This window comes from Microbacterium sufflavum (assembly GCF_023101165.1).
GTDB lineage: Bacteria > Actinomycetota > Actinomycetes > Actinomycetales > Microbacteriaceae > Microbacterium > Microbacterium sufflavum.
This window is the reverse complement of the sequence record NZ_CP078076.1, coordinates 1,019,251-1,039,202: the sequence shown is the minus strand read 5'-3', so window position 1 is coordinate 1,039,202 and position 19,952 is coordinate 1,019,251. Positions and strand designations below refer to the sequence as shown.

The following is a 19,952-nucleotide window of genomic DNA, read 5'->3' as shown; positions in this document are numbered from 1 at the left end:
TCGCCTGCTACAACAACGGGCGAGGGGAAAGTGTTCCCGGCGCTGATCAGGCCGTGATGACCTCGGCGGCCTCCGCGGCGGGGACCTCGACCGAGGCGTCCTCCAGATCGGCGAGGAAGTGCTCCGCGTCGAGCGCGGCGACCGTGCCGGTGCCGGCGGCGGTGATGGCCTGACGGTAGGTCGGGTCGATCACGTCGCCCGCCGCGAACACCCCGGGGACCGAGGTGCGGGAGGAGCGGCCGTCGACCCAGATCGTGCCCTCGGACGTGAGCTCGAGCTTGTCGTGCACGAGGTGCGTGCGCGGGTCGTTGCCGATCGCGATGAAGAGGCCGTCGAGGGGCAGGTCGCGCAGCGAGCCGTCGACCGTGGACCGCAGCTGCACACCGGTGACCGCGGTCTCGCCGAGGATCTCCGCGACCTCGCTGTTCCACACGAACTCGATCTTCTCGTTCGCGAACGCCCGCTCCTGCATGATCTTCGAGGCGCGAAGCGTGTCCTTGCGGTGGATCACGTACACCTTGTCGGCGAAGCGCGTGAGGAAGGTCGCCTCCTCCATCGCCGAGTCGCCGCCGCCGACGACCGCGATGGTCTTCTGGCGGAAGAAGAAGCCGTCGCACGTGGCGCACCAGGACACGCCGAAGCCCGACAGGCGCTCCTCGCCCTCGATGCCGAGCTTGCGATAGGCCGAGCCCGTCGCATAGATGATGGTCTTCGCCTCGTGCGTGGCACCGGAGCCGAGCGTGACCTTCTTGACCGGGCCGGCGACATCGAGCTCGGTGACGTCGTCGTACAGGACCTCGGTGCCGAACTTCTCGGCCTGCTCCTGGAACTTGGCCATCAGCTCGGGGCCCTGGATGCCCTCCGGGAAGCCCGGGTAGTTCTCGACCTCGGTGGTGTTCATCAGCTCACCGCCGACCTCGACCGAGCTCGCGATGAGCAGCGGCTCCAGGTTCGCGCGTGCGGCGTAGATGGCAGCCGTGAATCCGGCGGGGCCGGAGCCGATGATGATGACCTGACGCATGTGATCTCCGTTAGAAAGGCGGTGCCGTCGAAAGACGTCCGACTGCTTCAACCCATGGTAACCGCGGGGCATTCCCCAGCGGCAGGCGTGCGCGGGCCTCAGCGACCAGGGAGGAAACGGCGCACCAGGCCGCCCGCCGCCTTCAGCTCGGGCGCCCGCATCGCCGCCAGCAGCGCGATGTACACCGCGACCACGACGAGGCCGATGATCGCCGTGCCCACGGCGCCCTGGATCTTGTCCGAGGCGGTCCAGCCGCCGGCGCCGCCCATCAGCTGGAACACGCCCCACCCGGCGAAGCCCGCGGGAATCGCCGCCACCGCGAAGCGGCCGATCGAGGTCGCCCACGTGCGCACGCCGAGACCGCCGAGGCGACGGTGCAGGAGCCAGGTCGCGACGATCGTCTGCAGGGTGCTCGCGACGGACTGGCCGAGGGCGACCGCGGCCGCGAGCATCGTGATCGGGATCACCCCGGCCTGGTACAGCCCGCCCGCGAGCAGCGCCGTCGCGACGATGAGGACGCACTGGAAGATCGTGAACCAGAACGGCGTGCGGGTGTCGTCGTAGGCGTAGAAGGTGCGCTGCACGATGAACAGGATCGTCAGCGGGATCAGGCTCACGAGGTAGCAGAGCAGCACCAGCGCGGCGGCCTCGGCGTCGGGCGCGGAGCTCGTGAACACGCGCGACGCAGGGATCGCGGCGGCGGCCACGGCGGCGACGGCCGCCACGATGAAGAACAGCAGGGTACGGATGCTGCGCGAGATGTCGGCGCGCACCTCGGGGTCGCGTCCGGCCGCGGCGTGCTCGCTGATCTGCGTGAAGTAGGGCGTCCCGATCGACAGCACGATCACGGAGTACGGCAGCATGAAGATCAGCCACGCGTTCGCGGTGACCGTCGCGGAGGCGCCCGAACCGGAGGCCTCGCTCACGATGTTGCCCTGGAGCACGCCGGCGGCCAGGCTCGCGAACGCCATCAGGAAGGTCCAGCCGGCGAGCTTGCCGACCGTGCCCAGGCCCACGCCGCGCCAGTGGAAGTCGGGCTTGAGGGCCAACCCGGTGCGCCGCCAGAACACGAGCAGCACCAGCGCCTGCAGCGCGATGCCGAGCGTGGCCGTGCCCCCGAGCGTGGCGATCATCGCGGGCGTCCACTCCGCCGCCTTCGTCGGCACCGGGGCGAACAGCGCCCCCAGGATCAGGAAGCCGATGATCGAGACGATGTTGTTGACGACCGGCGCCCACGTGAACGGGCCGAAGATGCGCCGCGCGTTGAGGGCCTCGCCCAGCAGCGCGTACAGGCCGTAGAAGAGGATCTGCGGGAGGCACCAGTAGGCGAGCGCGGTCGCGAGGGCCTGCGCCTCCAGCGGCGCCCGGCCGGCGACGAGCACGACCAGCCACGGCGCGGCGATGGTCGCGACAGCGGTGGTCGCGACCAGCACGACCGTGCCGAGCGTGAACAGCTTCGAGATGAACGCGTTGCCGCCGTCGGCGTCGGCCGTGGCCTTCACGATCTGCGGCACGATCACCGCCGTCAGCACGCCGACCGAGATCAGCGAGAACACGCTGTTGGGCAGGGTGTTGGCGAAGGTGAAGGCGTCGGCGGCCTCCGAGCCCACGGCGCCCAGCACGCCCACCAGCACGATGCTGCGGAGCAGACCGGTGAGGCGTGACACCAGGGTGCCGGCGCCGATGATGGCGCTCGCGCGTCCGAGGCTCGTCACGGGGTCTCCTTCGTCGGCGGGGCGTCGCGGTCGAGTGCGCGCTCCTGCGCCGCCGCCTCGGCCTCCTTCTCCTCGATCAGCTCGTCGACGGCCACCTCGACCGCGTGCTCCTCGATGGCCTCCCGGCGCTTGCGGCGCACCGTGCGCACCACGCCGAGGGCGATGAGCAGCACGGCGAGGCCGCCGAACACCACGAGCCCGATCGTCTCCCACTCGGCGCGCACCGCCACCCGCACCGACTGCTCGGACTGGATGGGCACGCCCGTGGGGCTGGACAGGCTGAGCCGGAGGTCGAGCTCGCCGCTGCCCACCCGCGCCGACACGGGCACCTTGACCCGCGTGCTCGACTGGGGCTGCACGACCGTCTCGATCATGGGCTTCACCTCGAGGCGCGGGTCGCTCGGCGAGGCGGACAGCCGCACGGTCACGGGCCACGGGAGGTCGTTGCGCACCGCGATCGGCAGGTCGGCGTTCGCGGTGAGGAGCTGGATGGTGCTCGACGGGGGGATGCTCACGCTCGACAGGGTCGTGGTCGTGCGGGCGCGGTGGGCCGCGACCTTCTCGGCGAACGCGGCGTCGGACGACCCCACCGCGATCGTGCGCAGGATGCGCATCCGCTCCGGGGCGAGCAGCACGTCGGGCTCGCTCAGGATCGACGAGAACGCGGTGAGCGACTGCTCGTCGGTGAGCAGGTTCACGAGGTCGGCCGAGCGGGGGGCGGCGGCCGCCTCCGGCAGCGTGACCGCGACGGGAGCGGCGGCGCGGACCGTCGACAGCTCGAACCCGATGGAGTCGGCGGCAGAGATCGCGTCGCGCAGTGCGTCGGCCGTGCGGGTCTCGTCGCGGTCGAGTCCGACCAGCAGCGGTGCGCCGCCCGTGGCGCCCTGCGCCAGGAACAGCTGCGCGGCGGCCTCCGCGAGCAGACGCTGCCGCACGACCGGATCCGACGCCCCGGCGGCGCCCGAGAGCGCAGCGGACGTCGCGGCGTCGGTCACCAGCAGGTCCTGTCCGCCCGCGGTGGCGTGTGCGGCGGTGGGTCCGCCGACCGTGTCGGACGACACGACCGTGGTCGTGCCCTGGCCGAGGTACCCCGCGAACGCCGTCACGTCGGCCTGGGTGAGGTCCTGCTCCGGCCACACGATGCGGGGGAGAGCGCCGTCGACCTCGGTGAGCGTCGCGTCGTCGGGCAGGGCGGGCGCATTCGTGCTCCCCGGCGAGGGGCTCGGTGTCGACCCCGGCGCGGACGTGGGCTCGGCGGTGGCCTGCTGCTGCGGGAACGCGGCGGGGTCGAGGAGGGCGGCGAACGGCAGCGGGGACAGCAGCGCGCTCAGGCCCGTCTGCGCCTGCACCGTGACGTCGGCATCACCGAACTGCAGCGCGAACCGGGGGTTGGGGAGCTCGTCGAGCCGCGTCAGCCACTCCCTCGCCGACTCCGGTGCCGCGGTGCCGAGGGCGCGGATGGACGCGAGGATCGCGGGGTCGATCGCGAGCACGGCCGTGGTGCCGGAGACCCCGTCGAGCTGCGCCGTGAGGGCGCCCTCCGGTGCGGTCAGCGTCGTGAGCTCTTCCGCCGTCAGCAGGGCCCCGCCGGCCGGGGTCGCGGTGACGGGCACGAGGACGCCGACCGGGCTCGCCGAGGGCGCGTTGACCACCAGCACGCTCGTGGCCGTGGTGTCCCACGTGGCCGCGCGCTCGCCGCCGGTGTCGCCCGTGCGCGCCCCGGTCAGTGCCGCCCGCAGCGGGTAGACGCCGGGGGCCAGGGTCTCGATGGTCTCCTGCGGCACGAACACCGTGGTCGTGGCGATGCCGTCCGGGTCGGCGGCCTTCGACGCCTCGTCGCCGAGCGAGACGAAGGAGCCGTCCGTCTCACCGTCGTCGAGCCAGTCGCTCACGGCGTCGGAGGTGGTGAGGGGCGTGCTGCCGAGCTCGATCTCGACCCGTCCGGCGCTCAGCTCGGTCTCGGTGCCGTTGGTGATCGTGACGACCGCTGACGTGGAGGTGCCGGGGGCGACCACGCCGCGCAGCCCTGCGGAGACGTGCAGCTCGACCGTGCGGGTGTCGTCGTCGCTCTTCTGATCCGCGGCGGCCGCGACCGCGGGAACCGCGACCGCGGGAACCGCGACAGCGCACACGGAGGCGGCGATCACCGCGGCCGCCAGCCGTCGCAGGCGCACACGGAGGCCCGTGTGGGGGGTGATCGCGGTCATGAAGGTCTTCCTCGAACGCCGGGGAGGGGCGGATCGTGAGTACTGACCCTGCGATTCTAGGAGGCGCGAGGGAGGAGAACCCTGAAGACGCGTAGAGTGACGGCCGTGTCCGACGCCCCCGCACCCGTCCCCGACCCCGTCCGCAGCGCCCGCCTCGCCGCCGATCTCGACGCCGCCGACCTGCGGTCGGACCCGCTCCGGCAGCTGTGGGGCACGGAGGCCGACGACGCGCTCGGCCGCGGCATGCGCGAGCCGATCCTCCGCGCGATCGCCGACGACGACGGTGTGCTCGCGACCCTCGGCCGCCTGTTCGTGCTCGGGCTCCCGCAGCCGGAGGCCGCCGTCGCGTCGGCCCTCCCGACGCTCGGAGTGGACGGCCTCGTAGCCCTGGGGCTCGCGCGCGTCGAGGGCGACACGGTCGCACCGTGCGCGCTGCTGCGCCCGCAGTCGTTCGTCGACGCCGACGGGGTGGGCGAGTGGTGGATCGCGAGCGACCTCGACGAGGTGGCGCTGGACGGCCCCTTGCCCGCCGACCACGTGCTGGGCGTGGGCGGGGCGTCGCGCACCCTCGCGGAGACCGTCGTGCCGGTGCAGGTGGAGCGCGCGCTCGACCTCGGCACGGGCTGCGGCATCCAGGCGCTGCTGGTCGCCCGGCGCGCGGGAACGGTGGTCGCGACCGACATCTCCCGCCGCGCCCTCGCCTACGCCGAGCTCAACGCGCAGCTCAACGGCGTGACGAACATCGACTTCCGCCACGGCAGCATGTTCGACCCGGTCGCGGGGGAGGCGTTCGACCTGATCGTGTCGAACCCGCCGTTCGTGATCACCCCGCGCACCGAGGGCGTGCCCGCGTACGAGTACCGCGACGGCGGGCTCGTCGGCGACGCGCTCGTGGAGACGTTCGTGCGCGCGGCCCCGGCGCACCTCACCCGCGGGGGCATCGCGCAGCTGCTCGGCAACTGGGAGTCGCGGCAGGGCGTCACCGGGCTCGCGCGGCTCGAGGCGTGGGTGCCCGCCGACCTCGACCTGTGGGTGATCGAGCGCGAGGAGCTGACGCCCCTGGCGTACGCGGAACTGTGGATCCGCGACGGAGGGACCACGCCCCGCGATGCCGCGTTCGTGCCGCTGCTCACCGCGTGGCTCGACGACTTCGCGGCCCGCGGCGTGACCGCGGTCGGGTTCGGGTACGTGCTGCTGCGCCGCGGCGACGGCGAGCCTCTGCGGCGGGTGGAACGGCTCGGACAGTCGGTGTCGAACGTGGGCGCGGCGCTCGCCGCGGGGCTCGCCGCGCACGACGTGCTCGCGGCGGGGCTGCCGTCGACGCTGCTCGTGGCGCCCGACGTGACCGAGGCCAGACACCTCATGCCGGGCGACGACGACCCCAGCGTGATCGAGCTGCGGCAGGGCGGTGGCTTCGCGCGCACGGTGGGGGTGGACTCCGCGCTCGCCGGGTTCGTCGGCGCGTGCGACGGGGAGCTCACGGTGGCGCAGATCGTCGGCGCGCTGGCCGACCTGTTCGACGTGCCGCTGGCGGACCTGTGGGCCGACCTGGAGCCGAAGATCCGCTCCCTCGTGCGGGACGGCTTCCTGACACCGGGGGAATAGACGCGGCATCCATGCGTTCGAATACATCATGAAGGCTTTCGGATTCCTCTCCTTCGGGCACTACGCAGACGTGCCCGGCTCGGCGACCCGCACCGCGGGCGACATGCTGAAGCAGACGATCGAGATCGCGGAGGGGGCCGACGAGCTGGGCGTGAACGGCGCGTACGTGCGCGTGCACCACTGGGCGCGCCAGGCCGCCTCGCCCATGCCGCTGCTGACCGCGATGGCCGCGCGCACCGAGCGCATCGAGGTCGGCACCGGCGTGATCGACATGCGCTACGAGAACCCCTTCCAGTTCGCGGAGGAGGCCGCCGCGCTCGACCTCATCGCCGACGGCCGCATCGCCCTCGGCGTGAGCCGTGGTTCACCCGAGACCGCGCTGCGCGGCTACGAGACGTTCGGCTTCCGCGACACCGAGGACCCGGAGCGCGGCAGTGTGCTGGCGCGCGAGAAGTTCGAGATCTTCCTGCGCGCCATCGACGGGGAGCGCCTCGCCCCTGGCGACCCGCGCATGGTGGGTGCCGGGCAGTACCTGGCCATCGAGCCGCAGTCGCCCACCCTCCGCGACCACATCTGGTGGGGCTCCGGCTCGCGCGCCACGGCCGAGGAGACCGGACGCCAGGGCCTCAACATGATGAGCTCCACCCTCGTGACCGAGGCCACGGGACAGCCGTTCCACGAGCTGCAGCGCGAGCAGATCGACCTGTTCCGCGCCGCGTACAAGGAGGCCGGGCACACCGGGACCCCGCGGGTGTCGGTGAGCCGCAGCGTCTTCCCGCTGATCTCCGACATGGATCGCGCCTACTTCGGGCTGCGCAGCGAGGAGAACGGCGACCAGATCGGCGTGATCGACGGGTTCCGCTCCACGTTCGGCAAGACCTACGCCGCGGAGCCCGACGTGCTCATCCAGCAGCTGCTCGCGGACGAGGCCGTGATGGCCGCGGACACCCTCATGCTCACGATCCCCAACCAGCTCGGCCCGGAGTACAACCTGCACGTGCTGGAGGCGTTCGCGGAGCACGTGGCCCCGGCGCTCGGGTGGAAGCCGAACACCGAGGGACCCGTGCAGGGCGACCCGGTCGCCTGACGCCGGTCGCCCCCCGCGCCGTCCGCGGCTCGGATCAGCCCTTCGCGGGGCCGAACAGCTCCTCGCCGTGCTCGTGCAGGAGCTTGTACGCGTCGGCGAAGGTCTGCGGCTCAGGCTCGCCGGGCGTGCCGTAGCGCGCGATGAGCAGGCCGAGCAGCCCGCGTGCCGGCGGGGTCAGCGGCTTGAGGTGGTCCGCCTCGTTCGGCTGCGGCGTGCCCTCCTCGGGGTTCGGCGGCGTGTAGGCCGGGGTGGTCACGGGCCAGTCGGCCGGATGCCGCGGCCTGTCGAGATTCACCACGTTCATGAGCGTGTTCGCCGACTGGTCACGGTCGTTGAGCGGCTTCAGGCCGTGCAACCGCGACAGCGTCGCGGTGACCGAGCCGTGGTGCATCTCGTCGTGGATGATGGTGCCGCGGCGTGTGTACGCCGACACCGCGATCGCGGGCACCCGGCAGCCCAGACGGTCGAACGTGAAGCCCATCTCGCCGGCCTTCGTGTCGGGCGTCGGCTTCGTGGCGGCGGGCGGCGGCACGTGGTCGTAGCAGCCGCCGTGCTCGTCGAACGTGATGAGCAGCAGGGTGTTCACGGCGTTCGAGCCGTCGGGGGTCGCACTCGTGCGCACCGCCTCGTAGATGTCGTGGATCAGGCGGTCACCGGCGCGCACGTCCGAGATGGCGCTGTCGAACACCGGCTCGCCGTCGACCACGCTCTCCCGCGGCGACCCGAACGGCGGGTGGAAGTCGTTGTGGTCGTAGACCATCCGCGGCTCGATGAACGCGTAGGCGGGGAGGGTGCCGTTCTTCGCGTCGGCGTAGAAGTCCTCCATCGTGCCGAAGTGCTCGGTGCGCCAGTACTTCTCCAGCACCGCGGCGTGCAGCATGCCCGTGAACGACACGAGCTGCAGCTTGTCGATGTAGATCTTCCAGCTGACCTTCGCGTCTTCCAACCGGTTGAACACGGTGGGTGCCGCGGGGGCGTCGATCCACTTCTTGTAGCCGCCGCCGGCCTGGTTCGTGACGAACCCGTGCGAGGTGGACGCGTGGAAGAACGAGCGGTTGCAGAACGTCTGCGAGGGGACGGCCGCGTACCAGTGGTCGAACACGGCGAACTCCGACGCCAGGGTCGACAGCACCGGCAGCATCTCGGGCGAGAACGAGCCCATGATGTGCCGGGCCTCGTCGACGCTCGGCTCCGTGCCGCCGCGGAGCCGCCGGAAGTTGATGATGTAGTCCTCGAGGAAGCCCGACATCGTCGCCTTCTCACCGTGCGTCGGAGCGTTGAACGGCGCGGACATCTGGTCGACGAACAGGTCGGCGTTGGTCTTCGGGTCGACCGTGCCGAAGATCTGGGTGTTGACGTGCGGGTACTCCTCGCCCGGGTCGGGGTCGGGCAGGCTCATGATCCGGTCGGTGTCGCCCTGGTAGACGTGCGCATCGACCACGGTGCCGTCGGCGGCCGTGTTGCTGTGCGAGCCGAACGCGAGACCCTCGAACGTCTCGCCCTTCGGCAGGTTGTCCTTCGTGTAGAGGTACCCGAGCAGGTTGTCGAACGAGCGGTTCTCGCCCATCACCACGACCACGTGGTCGAAGCCCGGCTCCTTCCGCGGCGTGAGGGCGGCGAACGGATCATCGCCGGTCGCGAAGCCGTCGCGCGGGTTGTTCCCCGCCACGGACGCGCCGATCGCCGCGCCTCCGGCCCCGCCGATGACGGCCCCCGCGAGTGCGGCACCCCCCACCTTGAAGAACCCGCGGCGGGACGTGTCGCGGGGGGCGGGAGACGGGGAGGGGGAGTCTTCGTCGGCCATGCGCCGATCCTATGACCGGGCGGGGCGGCTCCGCAGGGGTTGGGCGCTGTTCACAACTCCGGAGAAATCGAGCCCCATGGCCGGATCGCAGCGCAGGAGACGACGTGTCGCCCGAGAACTCCGGAGTTGTGAATGGTTGAGGGCGAGTCAGGCGGCGGGGATCCAGAGCACGGCGCCGTCGCGCCAGCCGAGGCCGGCGGGGCCCTCGGGGATCGGCTGCTCGTGGCGGGGGCGGACGACGCGCAGCCGCTTCCCGGCGAACTCGACGATGTAGACCACGTCGGCACCGCGGTACACGTGCGCCACGACCTCGACCGCCACCGGGGCGTCCGCGCCGACCGCCGGCGCCAGGTGCAGGTCTTCCTGACGCAGCACCACCTCGCCCGAGCCGTCGGCGCCCGCACCCGTCAGCGGCACCTGCACGCCCGTGCCGTCGACCGTCGCGGTCACACCGGAGCGGGTCGCGGGGAGCAGGTTCGCCGCCCCGATGAAGTCCGCCGCGAACGGGGTGCGCGGGGAGCCGTACAGTTCGGCGGGCGCACCTTCCTGCTCGATCACGCCGCCGTTCATCAGCACGATCCGGTCGGACAGGCTCATGGCCTCCTCCTGGTCGTGCGTGACGAACACCGTGGTGAGGCCGAGGGTGCGGTGCAGCTCCTTCAGCTCCACCTGCATGTCTTCCCGCAGTCGCGCGTCGAGGTTCGACAGGGGCTCGTCGAGCAGCAGCACCCGCGGCTCGAACGCGATCGCTCGGGCGAGGGCCACGCGCTGCTGCTGGCCGCCGGACAGCTGGGCGGGCATGCGGTCGGCGAGGTGACCCATCTGCACGCGCTCCAGCGCCCGCACCGCGAGCTCCTTCTGCTCGGCCTTGGGCTTGTCGCCGGCCATCCGCAGCCCGAAGCGCACGTTCTCGACCACGCTCATGTGCGGGAACAGCGCATAGCTCTGGAACATCATGCCGAGGTGCCGCTTCTCGGGCGGCAGCTTCGTGACGTCCTGTCCCGCGATCTCGATCGTGCCGCTGCTGGGCGACTCGAGCCCGGCGATGCAGCGGAGCAGCGTGGTCTTGCCGCAGCCCGACGGACCGAGCAGCGAGACGAACTCGCCGGACCGCATCGAGAGGTCGATGCCCTTGAGCACCTTCGTCCCCTTGAAGTCCTTGGTGAGTGAGGTGATGGTGAGCGTTGTCATCAGACGAACAACCTTCCCAGGCCGATGATGCGTTCGAGGACGATCATGAGGACGACGGTGAGCAGGACCATGAGGGTCGAGACGGCCGCCACGGTGGGCGACGTGCTGAACTCCAGCTGGCCGTAGATGGCGATGGGCAGCGTCTCCAGCTGCGGGGTGCGCAGGAAGAGGGCGATGACCGCATCGTCGAACGAGATGTTGAAGGCGAAGAACGCGCCGGCCGCGATGCCGGGGCGGGCGATGGGGAGCACGACGAGCCGGTAGCGGTTCCAGGTGCTGGCGCCGAGGGTGCGCGCGGCCTCCTCGGTGAAGTGGTCGGCGCGCGTCATCACCCCGGTCACGGTGCGCATCACGTACGGGATGGCGATGACCACGTGGATCGCGATCAGCACGCCGACGTTCGGCGAGCCGATCGTCAGGGACGCGATCGACAGCGCACCGATGGCGAGGATGATCGTGGGGATCGTCAGCGGCGACATCAGCAGCGCCTGGATCGCGGCCCCGCCGGGGACGCGGAAGCGGGTGAGCGCCAGCGCGGCCGCCGTGCCGATCGCCGCGGCGACGATCGCGACCGTCACACCCACCACGAGGCTCAGGCGGAACGGCTCCAGGTAGGTGTCGGAGGTGAGCGCCTCCACGTACCAGTCGAGCGTGAAGCCCTGACCGGGGAACGTGAGGAAGCGGTTCTCGCCCACCGAGGCGCCGGCGACGACGAGCAGCGGCACGAGCATGTACAGCGTCACGACGACGCCGAGGAGGATCGCGAGGATCCGGCCGAGGATCGGAACGGAACGGACCATGGTCACACCTTCTGCTTCCCGAGCCGGGACGTGGCCGCGAGCACGAGCATGACGCCCGCGAACAGCAGCACGGCCTGCGCCGCCGCGAACGCCCAGTCGAGGTTGGTGGTCGCGTCGACGTAGATGGTCTGCGCGAACACGGGGATCTGCGAGCCGCCGATGAAGCGGGGGGTGATGAACGAGCTCACCGACAGCACGAACACCAGCGAGGCACCCGCGACGATGCCCGGCACCGACAGCGGCAGCACCACGTGGCGCAGCGTGCGCCAGAAGCCGGCGCCGAGCGTGCGCGACGCCTCTTCCAGCTGCGGCCTGATGCCGGAGATCACGCCGAGGATGCTGAGCACCGCGAACGGCAGGAGAACCTGCACCATCGCGATCACCACGCCCGTCTCGGTGCCGAGGAAGCCCTGGGTGCCGCCGACGAGGAGCTCCGCGCCGGGGATCTGCATCATCAGGCCCGACGGACCCATCAGCACCACCCAGCCGAACGTGCGCACCACGACGCTGGTCATCAGCGGCAGGATGACCACGATCAGCAGGAACGAGCGCACCTTCGAGCCGGCCCTGGCCATGATGTACGACAGCGGGATGGCGATGACCAGCGTGATCACCGTCTGGATCACCCCCAGGCGGAGCGAACGCAGCGCCGCCTGGAGGTGATACTCGCTCGCGAACAAGCGGGTGAAGTTGTCGAGGGTGAACCCGCCTGCCGGCGATTGCACGCTCATGAGAAGCATGCCGGCCACCGGGGTGAGGAAGGCGAGCGCGAGCAGCACGATCGCCGGCAGGAGCAGGAGCCAGGGCTCCCTACGGGTTCGGACGCTCATTTGGTGATCAGCGCATTCCACTCATCGGTCCACGCCTGACGCGACGCGGCGATGTCGCCGGGCGCGTAGACGACGACGTCGTCGAGCTCGTCGCCGGTCAGCACGGACTCGGCCGCCTCGTCCGACAGCTCGGCCTTGGTGTTGACCGGGGAGTAGCGCATGTTCTCCGCGAAGACGGCCTGCGCCTCCGGGCGCAGCTCGAAGTCGATGAACAGCTTCGCCAGGTCGGGGTTGTCGCGACCCTCGACCACGTTCGCGGTGATGAGCGACGCCGTCGCACCCTCCTCGGGCACGATGAACTCCACCGGAAGACCCGCGTCCTGCAGCGTGCCCGCGTAGTCCATCGCGTACGGGGCGAGCCAGGTGTCGCGCTGGGCGAACGCGGTCTGCAGGTCGGGCGAGGTCGGCACCACGATCGCGTCGCCCGACGAGGCCAGGGCCCCGAGCTCCGAGATCGCCTCGGACGGGTCGTCGATGCCGCCGCCGAGGGTGTCGGCCACCCGCAGCATCGACAGCACGCCGTACGTGTTCGAGAAGTCGGTCAGCGCGATGTGACCGGCGTACGCGTCGTCGAACAGGTCCTCCCACGAGGTGGGCGCCGGAGCGTCCGCCTCGGTGTTGTAGACCAGGCCGATCGGGGCGAGCTGGATGACGGGGCCCTCGCCGCGCTCGAGACCGGCGGTCGCGATGTCGATCAGGTCGCCGGACTCCGACAGGTCGTCGGCGGCGATCGGCGCGATGAGGCCCTGCTCGGCGGCGGTGAACTCCTGGCCGCCGGAGAAGTGCACGACGTCGATCTGCGGGCTCGCCTTCTGGGCGGTGACCTGCGCGAGCGCGTCGGCGCTGTACAGGGTGATCAGCTCGACCTTCGCGCCCGTCTCCTCCTCGAACGGGTCGACGACGGCCTCGATGAAGGCCTTCTCCCAGTCGCCGCCGAACGACGTGACGACCAGGGTCTCGCCGGCGAACTCCTTCTCGCCGCCGGACGCGGAGGACTCGTCGTCACCGGCGGCACAGCCGGCGAGGACGAGGGCGCCGGTGGCGACGAGCGCTCCGGCGGTGAGGATTCTGCGGGTGTTCATGCACTGCTCCTTCGGGATGGGTCCAGCACGGGGGGAGGGGTGACGCCTAGAGGCGTCCGAGGGTGAGCTGCTTCGCTCCGTCGATGCGGATCGCGGCGCTCTCCTGAGCGAACTCCGCGAGTCCTTCGGTGATGCCGGCCCAGATGTTGACGGGTGTCCATCCGAGCGGGCCGAGAATACGGGCACCACGATCGTAGAAGACGCCGATCTCATACCACTCGAACGGCAGCCCGCCCATCTGCATCGGGCGCTGCCAGTACCACTGCAGATCACCGGGTGCGGGCACGACCTGCTGGTTCTCGGCGGGCACGGCCTCCGGGTCGAAGTTCTGCGCCTCCTCGGGCAGTCCCATCATGACCTCGGGCCCGGCGTACATCGCGTGCATGGTCTGCATGGTGACCGGCTTCTCCAGCGCGCCCCACATCGCCTCGCACGTGCGGGGGGCGAGGTCCTCGAACAGCGTGGCGACGGCGCGGACGCCGTTCTCGTACTCGAGGAAGATCTGCTTGGTCATCGGGTTCCTTTCTTCGCGGCGGAGGATTCCGCCGCTCGTTCACGGGCGGCCTCGACGAACGCCGCGAACAGCGGGCGCTCCTCGGCGGCCTCATCGGGGTCGATCCTCTTCTCGGGGTGCCACTGCACCGCCCAGAAGGGCCAGTCGCCGTCGGTCTCGACGGCCTCGACGATGCCGTCGGGCGCCCAGGCCACGGGCCGCAGGCCGGGCGCGGACCGATCGACGGACTGGTGGTGGATGGTGTTCACGATCCGCTCGGTCGTGCCGTACAGGGCGGCGAGGCGGCTGTCCTCGGCGAACACGACGGGGTGCCGTGCCGAGAGCTGCTCGTCGGCGCCGCGCACGGGATGGTGATGCTCGGTGGCGGGGATGTCGACGATCAGCGAGCCGCCGAAGGCGACGGTGCTCACCTGCAGGCCGCGGCAGATCGCGAGCACGGGGAGGCCGCGGTCGCGGGCACCGAGGGCCAGGGCGATCTCGTAGCCGTCGCGGGCGGAGTCGTACGTCTTGCCGTCCTGCGGGGCGCCACCGTAGCGGGAGGGGTGCACGTCTTCCCCGCCGGAGAGCACCAGCCCGTCGAGACGGTCGAGCACCTCGTCCACCCCGCCGGTGGGCGGCAGCAGGACGACGGCGCCGCCGGCCGCCTCGACCGGCGCGGCGTACTCGGCACCGAGCGTGTGGGCCGGGCGACCCGTGCCGAGGTCGGTGTCGATGAGGCGGCGCCACGTGGTGATGCCGATGAGCGGGCGGGTCACGACAGCTCGATCCAGGTGGTCTTGAGGTCGGTGAACTTCTCCATCGCGTGCAGGCTCTTGTCGCGCCCGAAGCCGGAGCCCTTGACGCCCCCGAACGGGATGGTCATGTCGCCCTCCTCGAAGCAGTTGACCCACACAACCCCGGCGCGCAGGCGCCGCGAGAGGGTGTGCACGGCGTTGAGGTCGGTGCTCCACAGCGCGGCGGCGAGCCCGTACTCGGTGCCGTTGGCGATGGCCAGGGCCTCCTCCACGTCGTCATACGCGATGACCGAGAGCACCGGGCCGAACACCTCGCGCTGTGCGACCTCGTGCTGCGGGGTGACCCCGAGCACGACGGGGGCGAAGTAGCTGCCGCCGTCGACCGCGGCGAAGCGCTCGGGGCTGCCGGCCGCCAGCTCGCCGCCCTCGGCCTGTGCCCGCTCCACGAAGCCGGCGATGCCGGAGAGCTGCTTCTCGCTGACGATCGCGCCCATCGAGGTGCCCACGTCGAACGGGTCGGCCGGGAGCGTGGTGCGGGCCACGTCGGCGGCGATCTCCAGGGCGCGGTCACGCTGCGCCCGCGGCACGAGCAGCCGCGACGAGGCCGTGCACATCTGGCCCTGGTTGTAGAAGCAGCCGTCGGCGGTCGCCCGCACGGCGCGCTCCAGGTCGGCGTCGGGGAGCACGAGGCTCGCGGTCTTGCCACCCAGCTCGGGCCACACCCGCTTGCCGTTGGAGGCGGCGGCGTAGCCGAGGAACCGGCGGCCGACCTCGGGGGAGCCGGTGAAGGTGACGACGTCGACGTCGTGGTGCTCGCCGAGGGCCCGGCCGGCGATGTGCCCGGCACCGGGGGTGACGTTGAGCACGCCGGCGGGGATGCCCGCCTCGTGCGCGAGCTCGGCGAGGCGGAGCGCGGAGAAGGTGGTGTGCTCGGCGGGCTTGAGCACCACGCTGTTGCCGACCGCGAGCGCGGGGGCGAGCTTCCACGCGGTCATCGTGAGCGGGAAGTTCCACGGTACGACGGCGGCGATCACACCGGCGGGTTCGCGGGTGACGAGGGCGAGGCTGCCCGGCGCGGTGACGGGCAGCTCGTCGAGCACCTTGTCGACGGCCTCGCCGTACCAGCGGAAGCAGTTCACCACGGCGCGCAGCTCGGTCTGCAGGGCCTCGCGCACGGGCTTGCCCATCTCCAGCGAGATGGTGAGGGCGAGCTCTTCGGCGTTGTCGTGGATGAGCTGCGCGAACGCGATCAGGCGCTGCCCGCGCTCGCGGGGGGCGATGCGCGACCAGACGCCGGAGTCGAACGCGGCGCGGGCCGAGCGGACGGCGCGGTCGACGTCGGCGTCCGAGGCGGCGGCGATGGGCGGCAGGGCGCGACCGTCACGCGGGCTGACCGGGGCGAGCGGCTCGGCGGTGCCGTCCTCCCACGCGCCGTCGATGAACATGCGGGTGCGCAGGGTGAGCGTCGCCGCGCGGTCCGCCCAGTCGTCTCCAGTAGCCGTGAACACGATCGTCCTCTCCAGGGGTGATGGCCCTGGAGAGGATACTCGCCCTATTTCGCCACTAGGTCAAGCTATAGCGAACGATCTCGCCATTTCTTTACACTCCCGTAACAGAATCGGCCTATAGCCGGATGGCTCCCGTCGGCATGTCCTGCGCCAGCGCCTCGGGCGCCTCGTCGACGATCAGCGAGCCGCGAAGCACCGGGGTGATCACGACGAGCGACTCCACGACCTCGAGCCCGTCGTGCCCCGCGACCGCCGGTCCCGTGAGGAAGTCGTAGAACGCGTCGGCATCGGTCACCAGCACGTTCATGAGCAGCTGCGAGGTGCCCGTCGTCGCCACGATGAACTTCACCTCCGGAGCCGCGGCCAGAGCCGTGCCCACCTTCTCCAGCCGGTCCATCGGCACGCGCAGCCACACGAGAGCCTCCAGGCCCAGCCCGAACAGGCTCGGCACGATCTCGGTGCGCGGATGCATCAGGCCGCGCCGGTTCAGCGACTCCATGCGGCGCCGGGTCGTGGTCACGTTGAGGCCCAGGGCGCGGGCGAGCTGCGCCACCGGCATCCGCCCGTCCTTCAGCAGCAGCCGGATCAGCGCCTCCTCGTCGGCGCTCAGCGCATCGGCCGGATCGACCTCCGAGCCCGACGACTCGTCGAGCATGCGCACCTGCTCGTCGGTCAGCACGCCCACCCGCCAGTCGTGCCCCGAGCGGAAGAACTTCAGCACCGTGGTGACGTTGATCGACGCGATGCCGTCGACCTCCGGGAAATCGGTGAACAGCAGCTCGCGGATCGACGCGTCGTCGTGGGGGAGCAGCATGCCCGCGATGTCGCTGCTGCCCTCCAGGACCGACACCGAGGAGGCGTCGGTGCGCCGCGCGAGCGTGCGGGCGACGTGCCACAGCGCGTGCGGCTCGGTCGTGATGCGGAACAGCACGGCCCGGGCGTGCAGCACCCTCGCCGGGTCGACGTAGGTGGAGACGCGCACGAGGCCGCGATCGAGCAGACGCTGTCCACGGCGGGCGACCGTGCGCTCCGGCAGGTCGATGGCGCGCGCGATCTCACCCCACGACGCCCGCCCGTTCACCTGCAGGGCCGCGGCCACGATCCGGTCGGTCTCGTCGGCCATCACATCGTTCGCGGGCACGGGTTCTCCTTCGCGGGTTCGGGCACGTGAAGGTTATCCCAGGACCACGACGCGCGAAGGCGCCGCCGGAGCCGAAGCCCCGGCGGCGCCCTCGGTCACGCGGGCGACTACTCCGCCTCGGCGGACTCCACCGTCGAGGCCTCCGTCGCCAGCGCACGACGGCGGCGCAGCGCGAACAGGCCGAGGCCCGCGGCGAGCAGCACGACCGCGGCGACGATGTACGGCACGCTGTCGGCACCGGTCGTCGCGAGATCGCCGTCGCTCGCGCCGCCCGAGCCGCCCTGGCCCGGAGTGGTCGCCCCGCCGCCCGCGGCCGCGGTCACGGTGATCGCGGCCGTGACCTCGGTGCCGTCCGGCAGGATCACGGCGAGCGTGTGCGCACCGGCCGGGGTGGCCGCGGGGATCGTGACGGTGCGGGAGAACGACCCGTCGGCCGCGGCCGTCACCGTGCCCAGCGACACCGGGTCGCTGCGGAGCTCCAACTGCAGCTCGGCACCCGCCGCGAAGCCGCTGCCCGAGACCGTGACCGTGCCGCCGGCCGCGACCGTGGTCGCGCCCAGCTCGACGGACGCGGGCTGCTCGGGCTCCGGCTCCTCGGTCACCGGGGGAGTGACCCCGGCCTCGGTCACCCACTTCTCGCCCGCGTCGGACTTCGTCACCGTGAACGTGTCGTACACGGCTCCCACGGGCAGGTCGGTCGACGCGGACGCCGTCTTCTCCGCCAGGTACGACCGGTACACGAGCTGGTTCTTCGACACGTCGATCACCTGGTACGTGGTCACGCCCTCGCCGCGCAGCACCTGGGTGGCGCCGTTGTTGGTCCAGACGTTCTTCTCCGGCGTCTCCAGGTCGTAGTGCTTCGCGCCCGAGTTCGACACCACGTACACGGGTCCCGTGGTGAGGCCGGGGGTGTCGGTCGCGTCGGTGTTCACGTAACCGCGGGCGTACGTGTGGTCGTGGCCCATCAGCACCAGGTCGATGTCGTTGCGCTGGAACACGGGCAGCCACTCGGCACGCAGCACCGGCTCGTCACGGCCGGCCGACGCCGAGAACACCGGCTGGTGGAAGGTCACGACGTTCCACTTCGAGGGGCTGTTCTGCAGCAGCAGGTCGAGCCACGCCGCCTGGAACCGCGTCCACAGCGTGCCGATCTGCGACGACGGGCAGTCCGCGCCCGAGCACGACGGGAGGCCGGCCGGGGTGAGGAAGGTCGTGTCGCGCGTCGCGTTCAGCGTGATGAAGCGCACGCCCTGGTAGTCGGTGTAGTACGCGGTCTCCGCGGCGAACGCGCTCCAGTGCTCGAAGAACGCGCGGTACTGCTGCGCCACGGGGGAGTCGCCCTTCGCGAGGTCGGCCAGGGCGCCGATCGAGCTCATCGAGGGGTTGTTGTGCGGGTACTCGAAGGCGGCCTTCCACGCCGTGAGCAGCTTGTCGCCGGAGTACTCGTGGTTGCCGGGGGCCGCCATCACGTTGGTGCGGACGGCCGAGTCCTCCATGCCCCTGAACCAGTTGAGCCACTCGTTCTCGTTGCTCGACGTGTTGATCAGGTCGCCCGCGTGCACGGAGCCGATGGAGCGCGGTGCGTTCGCCTCGGCCTGCTTCACGACGCTCGGCCACGTGGTGTCCAGACCGATCTGGGCGTCGCCGTAGTACAGGAACTGGAAGTCGGTGGCGTTCGGGTCGGCCGTGCGGAAGGTGAACCAGTCGCTCCAGCTGCCGGGGAGACCCACGCGGTAGCGGTACTCCGTCGCCGGGGTGAGTCCGGTCACGGTGGCCGAGAAGTGCTTGTTCGGGTTGCCGTTCACGACCCCCGCGTCGTACGCGTCGACGACGCGCGTCTCACCGCCGGCCGCCGCGCCGATCTCGACCTGTCCGACCGTGTGCGAGGCGTCGCCCGCGAGCCACGAGAACGACTGCGACACCTCGGGCCGCTCGGTCGGGGTGAGGATCACGCGCGTGGGCGGGGCGATCACCGGGGTGCCGGGGTCGGACGCGGGGACGAGCGTGAGCGACGACATGTCGAAGTAGATGTCGGAGCTGGTGGCGCGGTCCTGGAACAGCGACACCGCGATGGTGTTGGTGCCGTCGTGCAGCAGTGCGCCCTCGGCGCTGAACGTGCTGGTGAGCGGGTCGCCGTTGGAGTCGCCCGCGTACTCGACGTTGGTGGTGTCGGTGATGCGGCCGTCGACGTAGCGCGCGACCTCCGTGCCGTTGATCCACACGACGAGCGCGTCGTCGTAGGTGACGGTGCTCTGCAGGGCTGCGACCTGCTCGGCGACGCCGGCCTCGAGCTCGAACGTGGTGCGGAAGAAGTACGTCGGGACCGTAGGCGCCTTCACCCCGTCGAGGTAGTGGTTCAGGAGCGTCTTCGGCGTCTGCGGCCCGACAGCGCCGAGCTTGCCGTTCTTCGCGCCGAAGCTGCCCGGAGCGGTCTTCCAGGCGCTGTCGTCGAAGGCGGGCAGGGTCCAGTCGCGCAGGGCGGCCGGGGCGGGCGACGGGTCGGTGCCGTCGTCGAGATAGTGCCAGGCGGTGTCGCCGGTGATGAGCGAGCCGGTGGGCACCTCGGGGTCGGGTGCGGCGAGGGCCGCGGGAGCGACGACGGCGCCGCCGAGCACGGCGAGCAGCGCGACGGACGTGAGTCCGCGACGCCGCCACCGCACCGCAGGGGTGGGGGAGGTCATGTCAGTCCTTCGTGGGTGGGGTTCCGTGCTCA

At 71.3% G+C, this 19,952-nt stretch carries 15 protein-coding genes; 2 read left to right on the top strand and 13 right to left on the bottom strand.

The features are described 5' to 3' along the window. Positions 1 to 46: 46 nt before the first annotated feature. The 3 genes from trxB to KV394_RS05215 all read right to left on the bottom strand — a co-directional run bounded on the left by trxB (position 47) and on the right by KV394_RS05215 (position 4,943). A complete protein-coding gene (gene trxB / locus KV394_RS05225; protein WP_136033775.1) occupies positions 47 to 1,021 on the bottom strand; it encodes a thioredoxin-disulfide reductase in 975 nt (324 codons plus the stop codon). A 98-nt stretch (positions 1,022 to 1,119) separates the two neighbouring features. Next, a complete protein-coding gene (gene murJ / locus KV394_RS05220) occupies positions 1,120 to 2,736 on the bottom strand; it encodes a murein biosynthesis integral membrane protein MurJ (RefSeq protein WP_136037079.1) in 1,617 nt (538 codons plus the stop codon). Next, positions 2,733 to 4,943 (bottom strand): DUF6049 family protein, encoded by a 2,211-nt coding sequence (locus KV394_RS05215; RefSeq protein WP_247982471.1) that lies wholly within the window; start codon positions 4,941 to 4,943, stop codon positions 2,733 to 2,735. Before KV394_RS05215 ends, murJ begins: the two co-directional genes overlap by 4 nt. A gap of 96 nt (positions 4,944 to 5,039) precedes the next feature. Between KV394_RS05215 and KV394_RS05210 the strand changes: the two genes are divergently transcribed. Both KV394_RS05210 and KV394_RS05205 read left to right on the top strand, forming a co-directional pair. Continuing rightward, on the top strand, positions 5,040 to 6,548 hold the full coding sequence (locus KV394_RS05210; RefSeq protein WP_247982470.1) for a N5-glutamine methyltransferase family protein: 1,509 nt from the start codon (positions 5,040 to 5,042) through the stop codon (positions 6,546 to 6,548). A gap of 28 nt (positions 6,549 to 6,576) precedes the next feature. Next, a complete protein-coding gene (locus tag KV394_RS05205) occupies positions 6,577 to 7,635 on the top strand; it encodes an LLM class flavin-dependent oxidoreductase (RefSeq protein WP_136037430.1) in 1,059 nt (352 codons plus the stop codon). 34 nt (positions 7,636 to 7,669) lie between these two features. On the opposite strand, the gene KV394_RS05200 is transcribed toward KV394_RS05205, so the two are convergent. The 10 genes from KV394_RS05200 to KV394_RS05155 form a co-directional block, all read right to left on the bottom strand. Continuing rightward, positions 7,670 to 9,439, bottom strand: coding sequence for an alkaline phosphatase family protein (locus tag KV394_RS05200; protein WP_206252166.1), 1,770 nt, complete (start codon positions 9,437 to 9,439; stop codon positions 7,670 to 7,672). A gap of 147 nt (positions 9,440 to 9,586) precedes the next feature. Further along, positions 9,587 to 10,630 (bottom strand): ABC transporter ATP-binding protein, encoded by a 1,044-nt coding sequence (locus tag KV394_RS05195; protein ID WP_247982469.1) that lies wholly within the window; start codon positions 10,628 to 10,630, stop codon positions 9,587 to 9,589. After that, complete coding sequence (locus tag KV394_RS05190) at positions 10,630 to 11,430, bottom strand: ABC transporter permease (RefSeq protein ID WP_206252167.1); 801 nt, start codon at positions 11,428 to 11,430, stop codon at positions 10,630 to 10,632. Before KV394_RS05190 ends, KV394_RS05195 begins: the two co-directional genes overlap by 1 nt. A 2-nt stretch (positions 11,431 to 11,432) precedes the next feature. After that, a complete protein-coding gene (locus KV394_RS05185; protein ID WP_136037433.1) occupies positions 11,433 to 12,260 on the bottom strand; it encodes an ABC transporter permease in 828 nt (275 codons plus the stop codon). Next, positions 12,257 to 13,342 (bottom strand): ABC transporter substrate-binding protein, encoded by a 1,086-nt coding sequence (locus KV394_RS05180; protein WP_136045691.1) that lies wholly within the window; start codon positions 13,340 to 13,342, stop codon positions 12,257 to 12,259. Before KV394_RS05180 ends, KV394_RS05185 begins: the two co-directional genes overlap by 4 nt. Before the next feature lie 46 nt (positions 13,343 to 13,388). After that, complete coding sequence (locus tag KV394_RS05175) at positions 13,389 to 13,856, bottom strand: DUF3830 family protein (RefSeq protein WP_136033794.1); 468 nt, start codon at positions 13,854 to 13,856, stop codon at positions 13,389 to 13,391. Continuing rightward, positions 13,853 to 14,611, bottom strand: a complete 759-nt coding sequence (locus KV394_RS05170) for a gamma-glutamyl-gamma-aminobutyrate hydrolase family protein (RefSeq protein WP_247982468.1) — start codon at positions 14,609 to 14,611, stop codon at positions 13,853 to 13,855. Before KV394_RS05170 ends, KV394_RS05175 begins: the two co-directional genes overlap by 4 nt. After that, a complete protein-coding gene (locus tag KV394_RS05165) occupies positions 14,608 to 16,098 on the bottom strand; it encodes an aldehyde dehydrogenase family protein (protein WP_247982467.1) in 1,491 nt (496 codons plus the stop codon). Before KV394_RS05165 ends, KV394_RS05170 begins: the two co-directional genes overlap by 4 nt. Positions 16,099 to 16,213: 115 nt before the next feature. Continuing rightward, the gene (locus KV394_RS05160; RefSeq protein WP_136045693.1) at positions 16,214 to 17,239 is read right to left on the bottom strand and encodes an Lrp/AsnC family transcriptional regulator; all 1,026 of its coding nucleotides are present in this window, start codon (positions 17,237 to 17,239) and stop codon (positions 16,214 to 16,216) included. Between the two features lie 107 nt (positions 17,240 to 17,346). After that, positions 17,347 to 19,920, bottom strand: coding sequence for a purple acid phosphatase family protein (locus KV394_RS05155; protein ID WP_247982466.1), 2,574 nt, complete (start codon positions 19,918 to 19,920; stop codon positions 17,347 to 17,349). Positions 19,921 to 19,952: the final 32 nt, after the last annotated feature.

What these genes read in the sequence shown, in the direction of transcription:
- trxB (WP_136033775.1), bottom strand. Translation starts at nt 1,021, where the DNA reads ATGCGTCAGGTCATCATCATCGGCTCCGGCCCCGCCGGATTCACGGCT.
- KV394_RS05215 (WP_247982471.1), bottom strand. Translation starts at nt 4,943, where the DNA reads ATGACCGCGATCACCCCCCACACGGGCCTCCGTGTGCGCCTGCGACGG.
- KV394_RS05205 (WP_136037430.1), top strand. Translation starts at nt 6,577, where the DNA reads ATGAAGGCTTTCGGATTCCTCTCCTTCGGGCACTACGCAGACGTGCCC.
- KV394_RS05200 (WP_206252166.1), bottom strand. Translation starts at nt 9,439, where the DNA reads ATGGCCGACGAAGACTCCCCCTCCCCGTCTCCCGCCCCCCGCGACACG.
- KV394_RS05195 (WP_247982469.1), bottom strand. Translation starts at nt 10,630, where the DNA reads ATGACAACGCTCACCATCACCTCACTCACCAAGGACTTCAAGGGGACG.
- KV394_RS05190 (WP_206252167.1), bottom strand. Translation starts at nt 11,430, where the DNA reads ATGGTCCGTTCCGTTCCGATCCTCGGCCGGATCCTCGCGATCCTCCTC.
- KV394_RS05185 (WP_136037433.1), bottom strand. Translation starts at nt 12,260, where the DNA reads ATGAGCGTCCGAACCCGTAGGGAGCCCTGGCTCCTGCTCCTGCCGGCG.
- KV394_RS05180 (WP_136045691.1), bottom strand. Translation starts at nt 13,342, where the DNA reads ATGAACACCCGCAGAATCCTCACCGCCGGAGCGCTCGTCGCCACCGGC.
- KV394_RS05175 (WP_136033794.1), bottom strand. Translation starts at nt 13,856, where the DNA reads ATGACCAAGCAGATCTTCCTCGAGTACGAGAACGGCGTCCGCGCCGTC.
- KV394_RS05155 (WP_247982466.1), bottom strand. Translation starts at nt 19,920, where the DNA reads ATGACCTCCCCCACCCCTGCGGTGCGGTGGCGGCGTCGCGGACTCACG.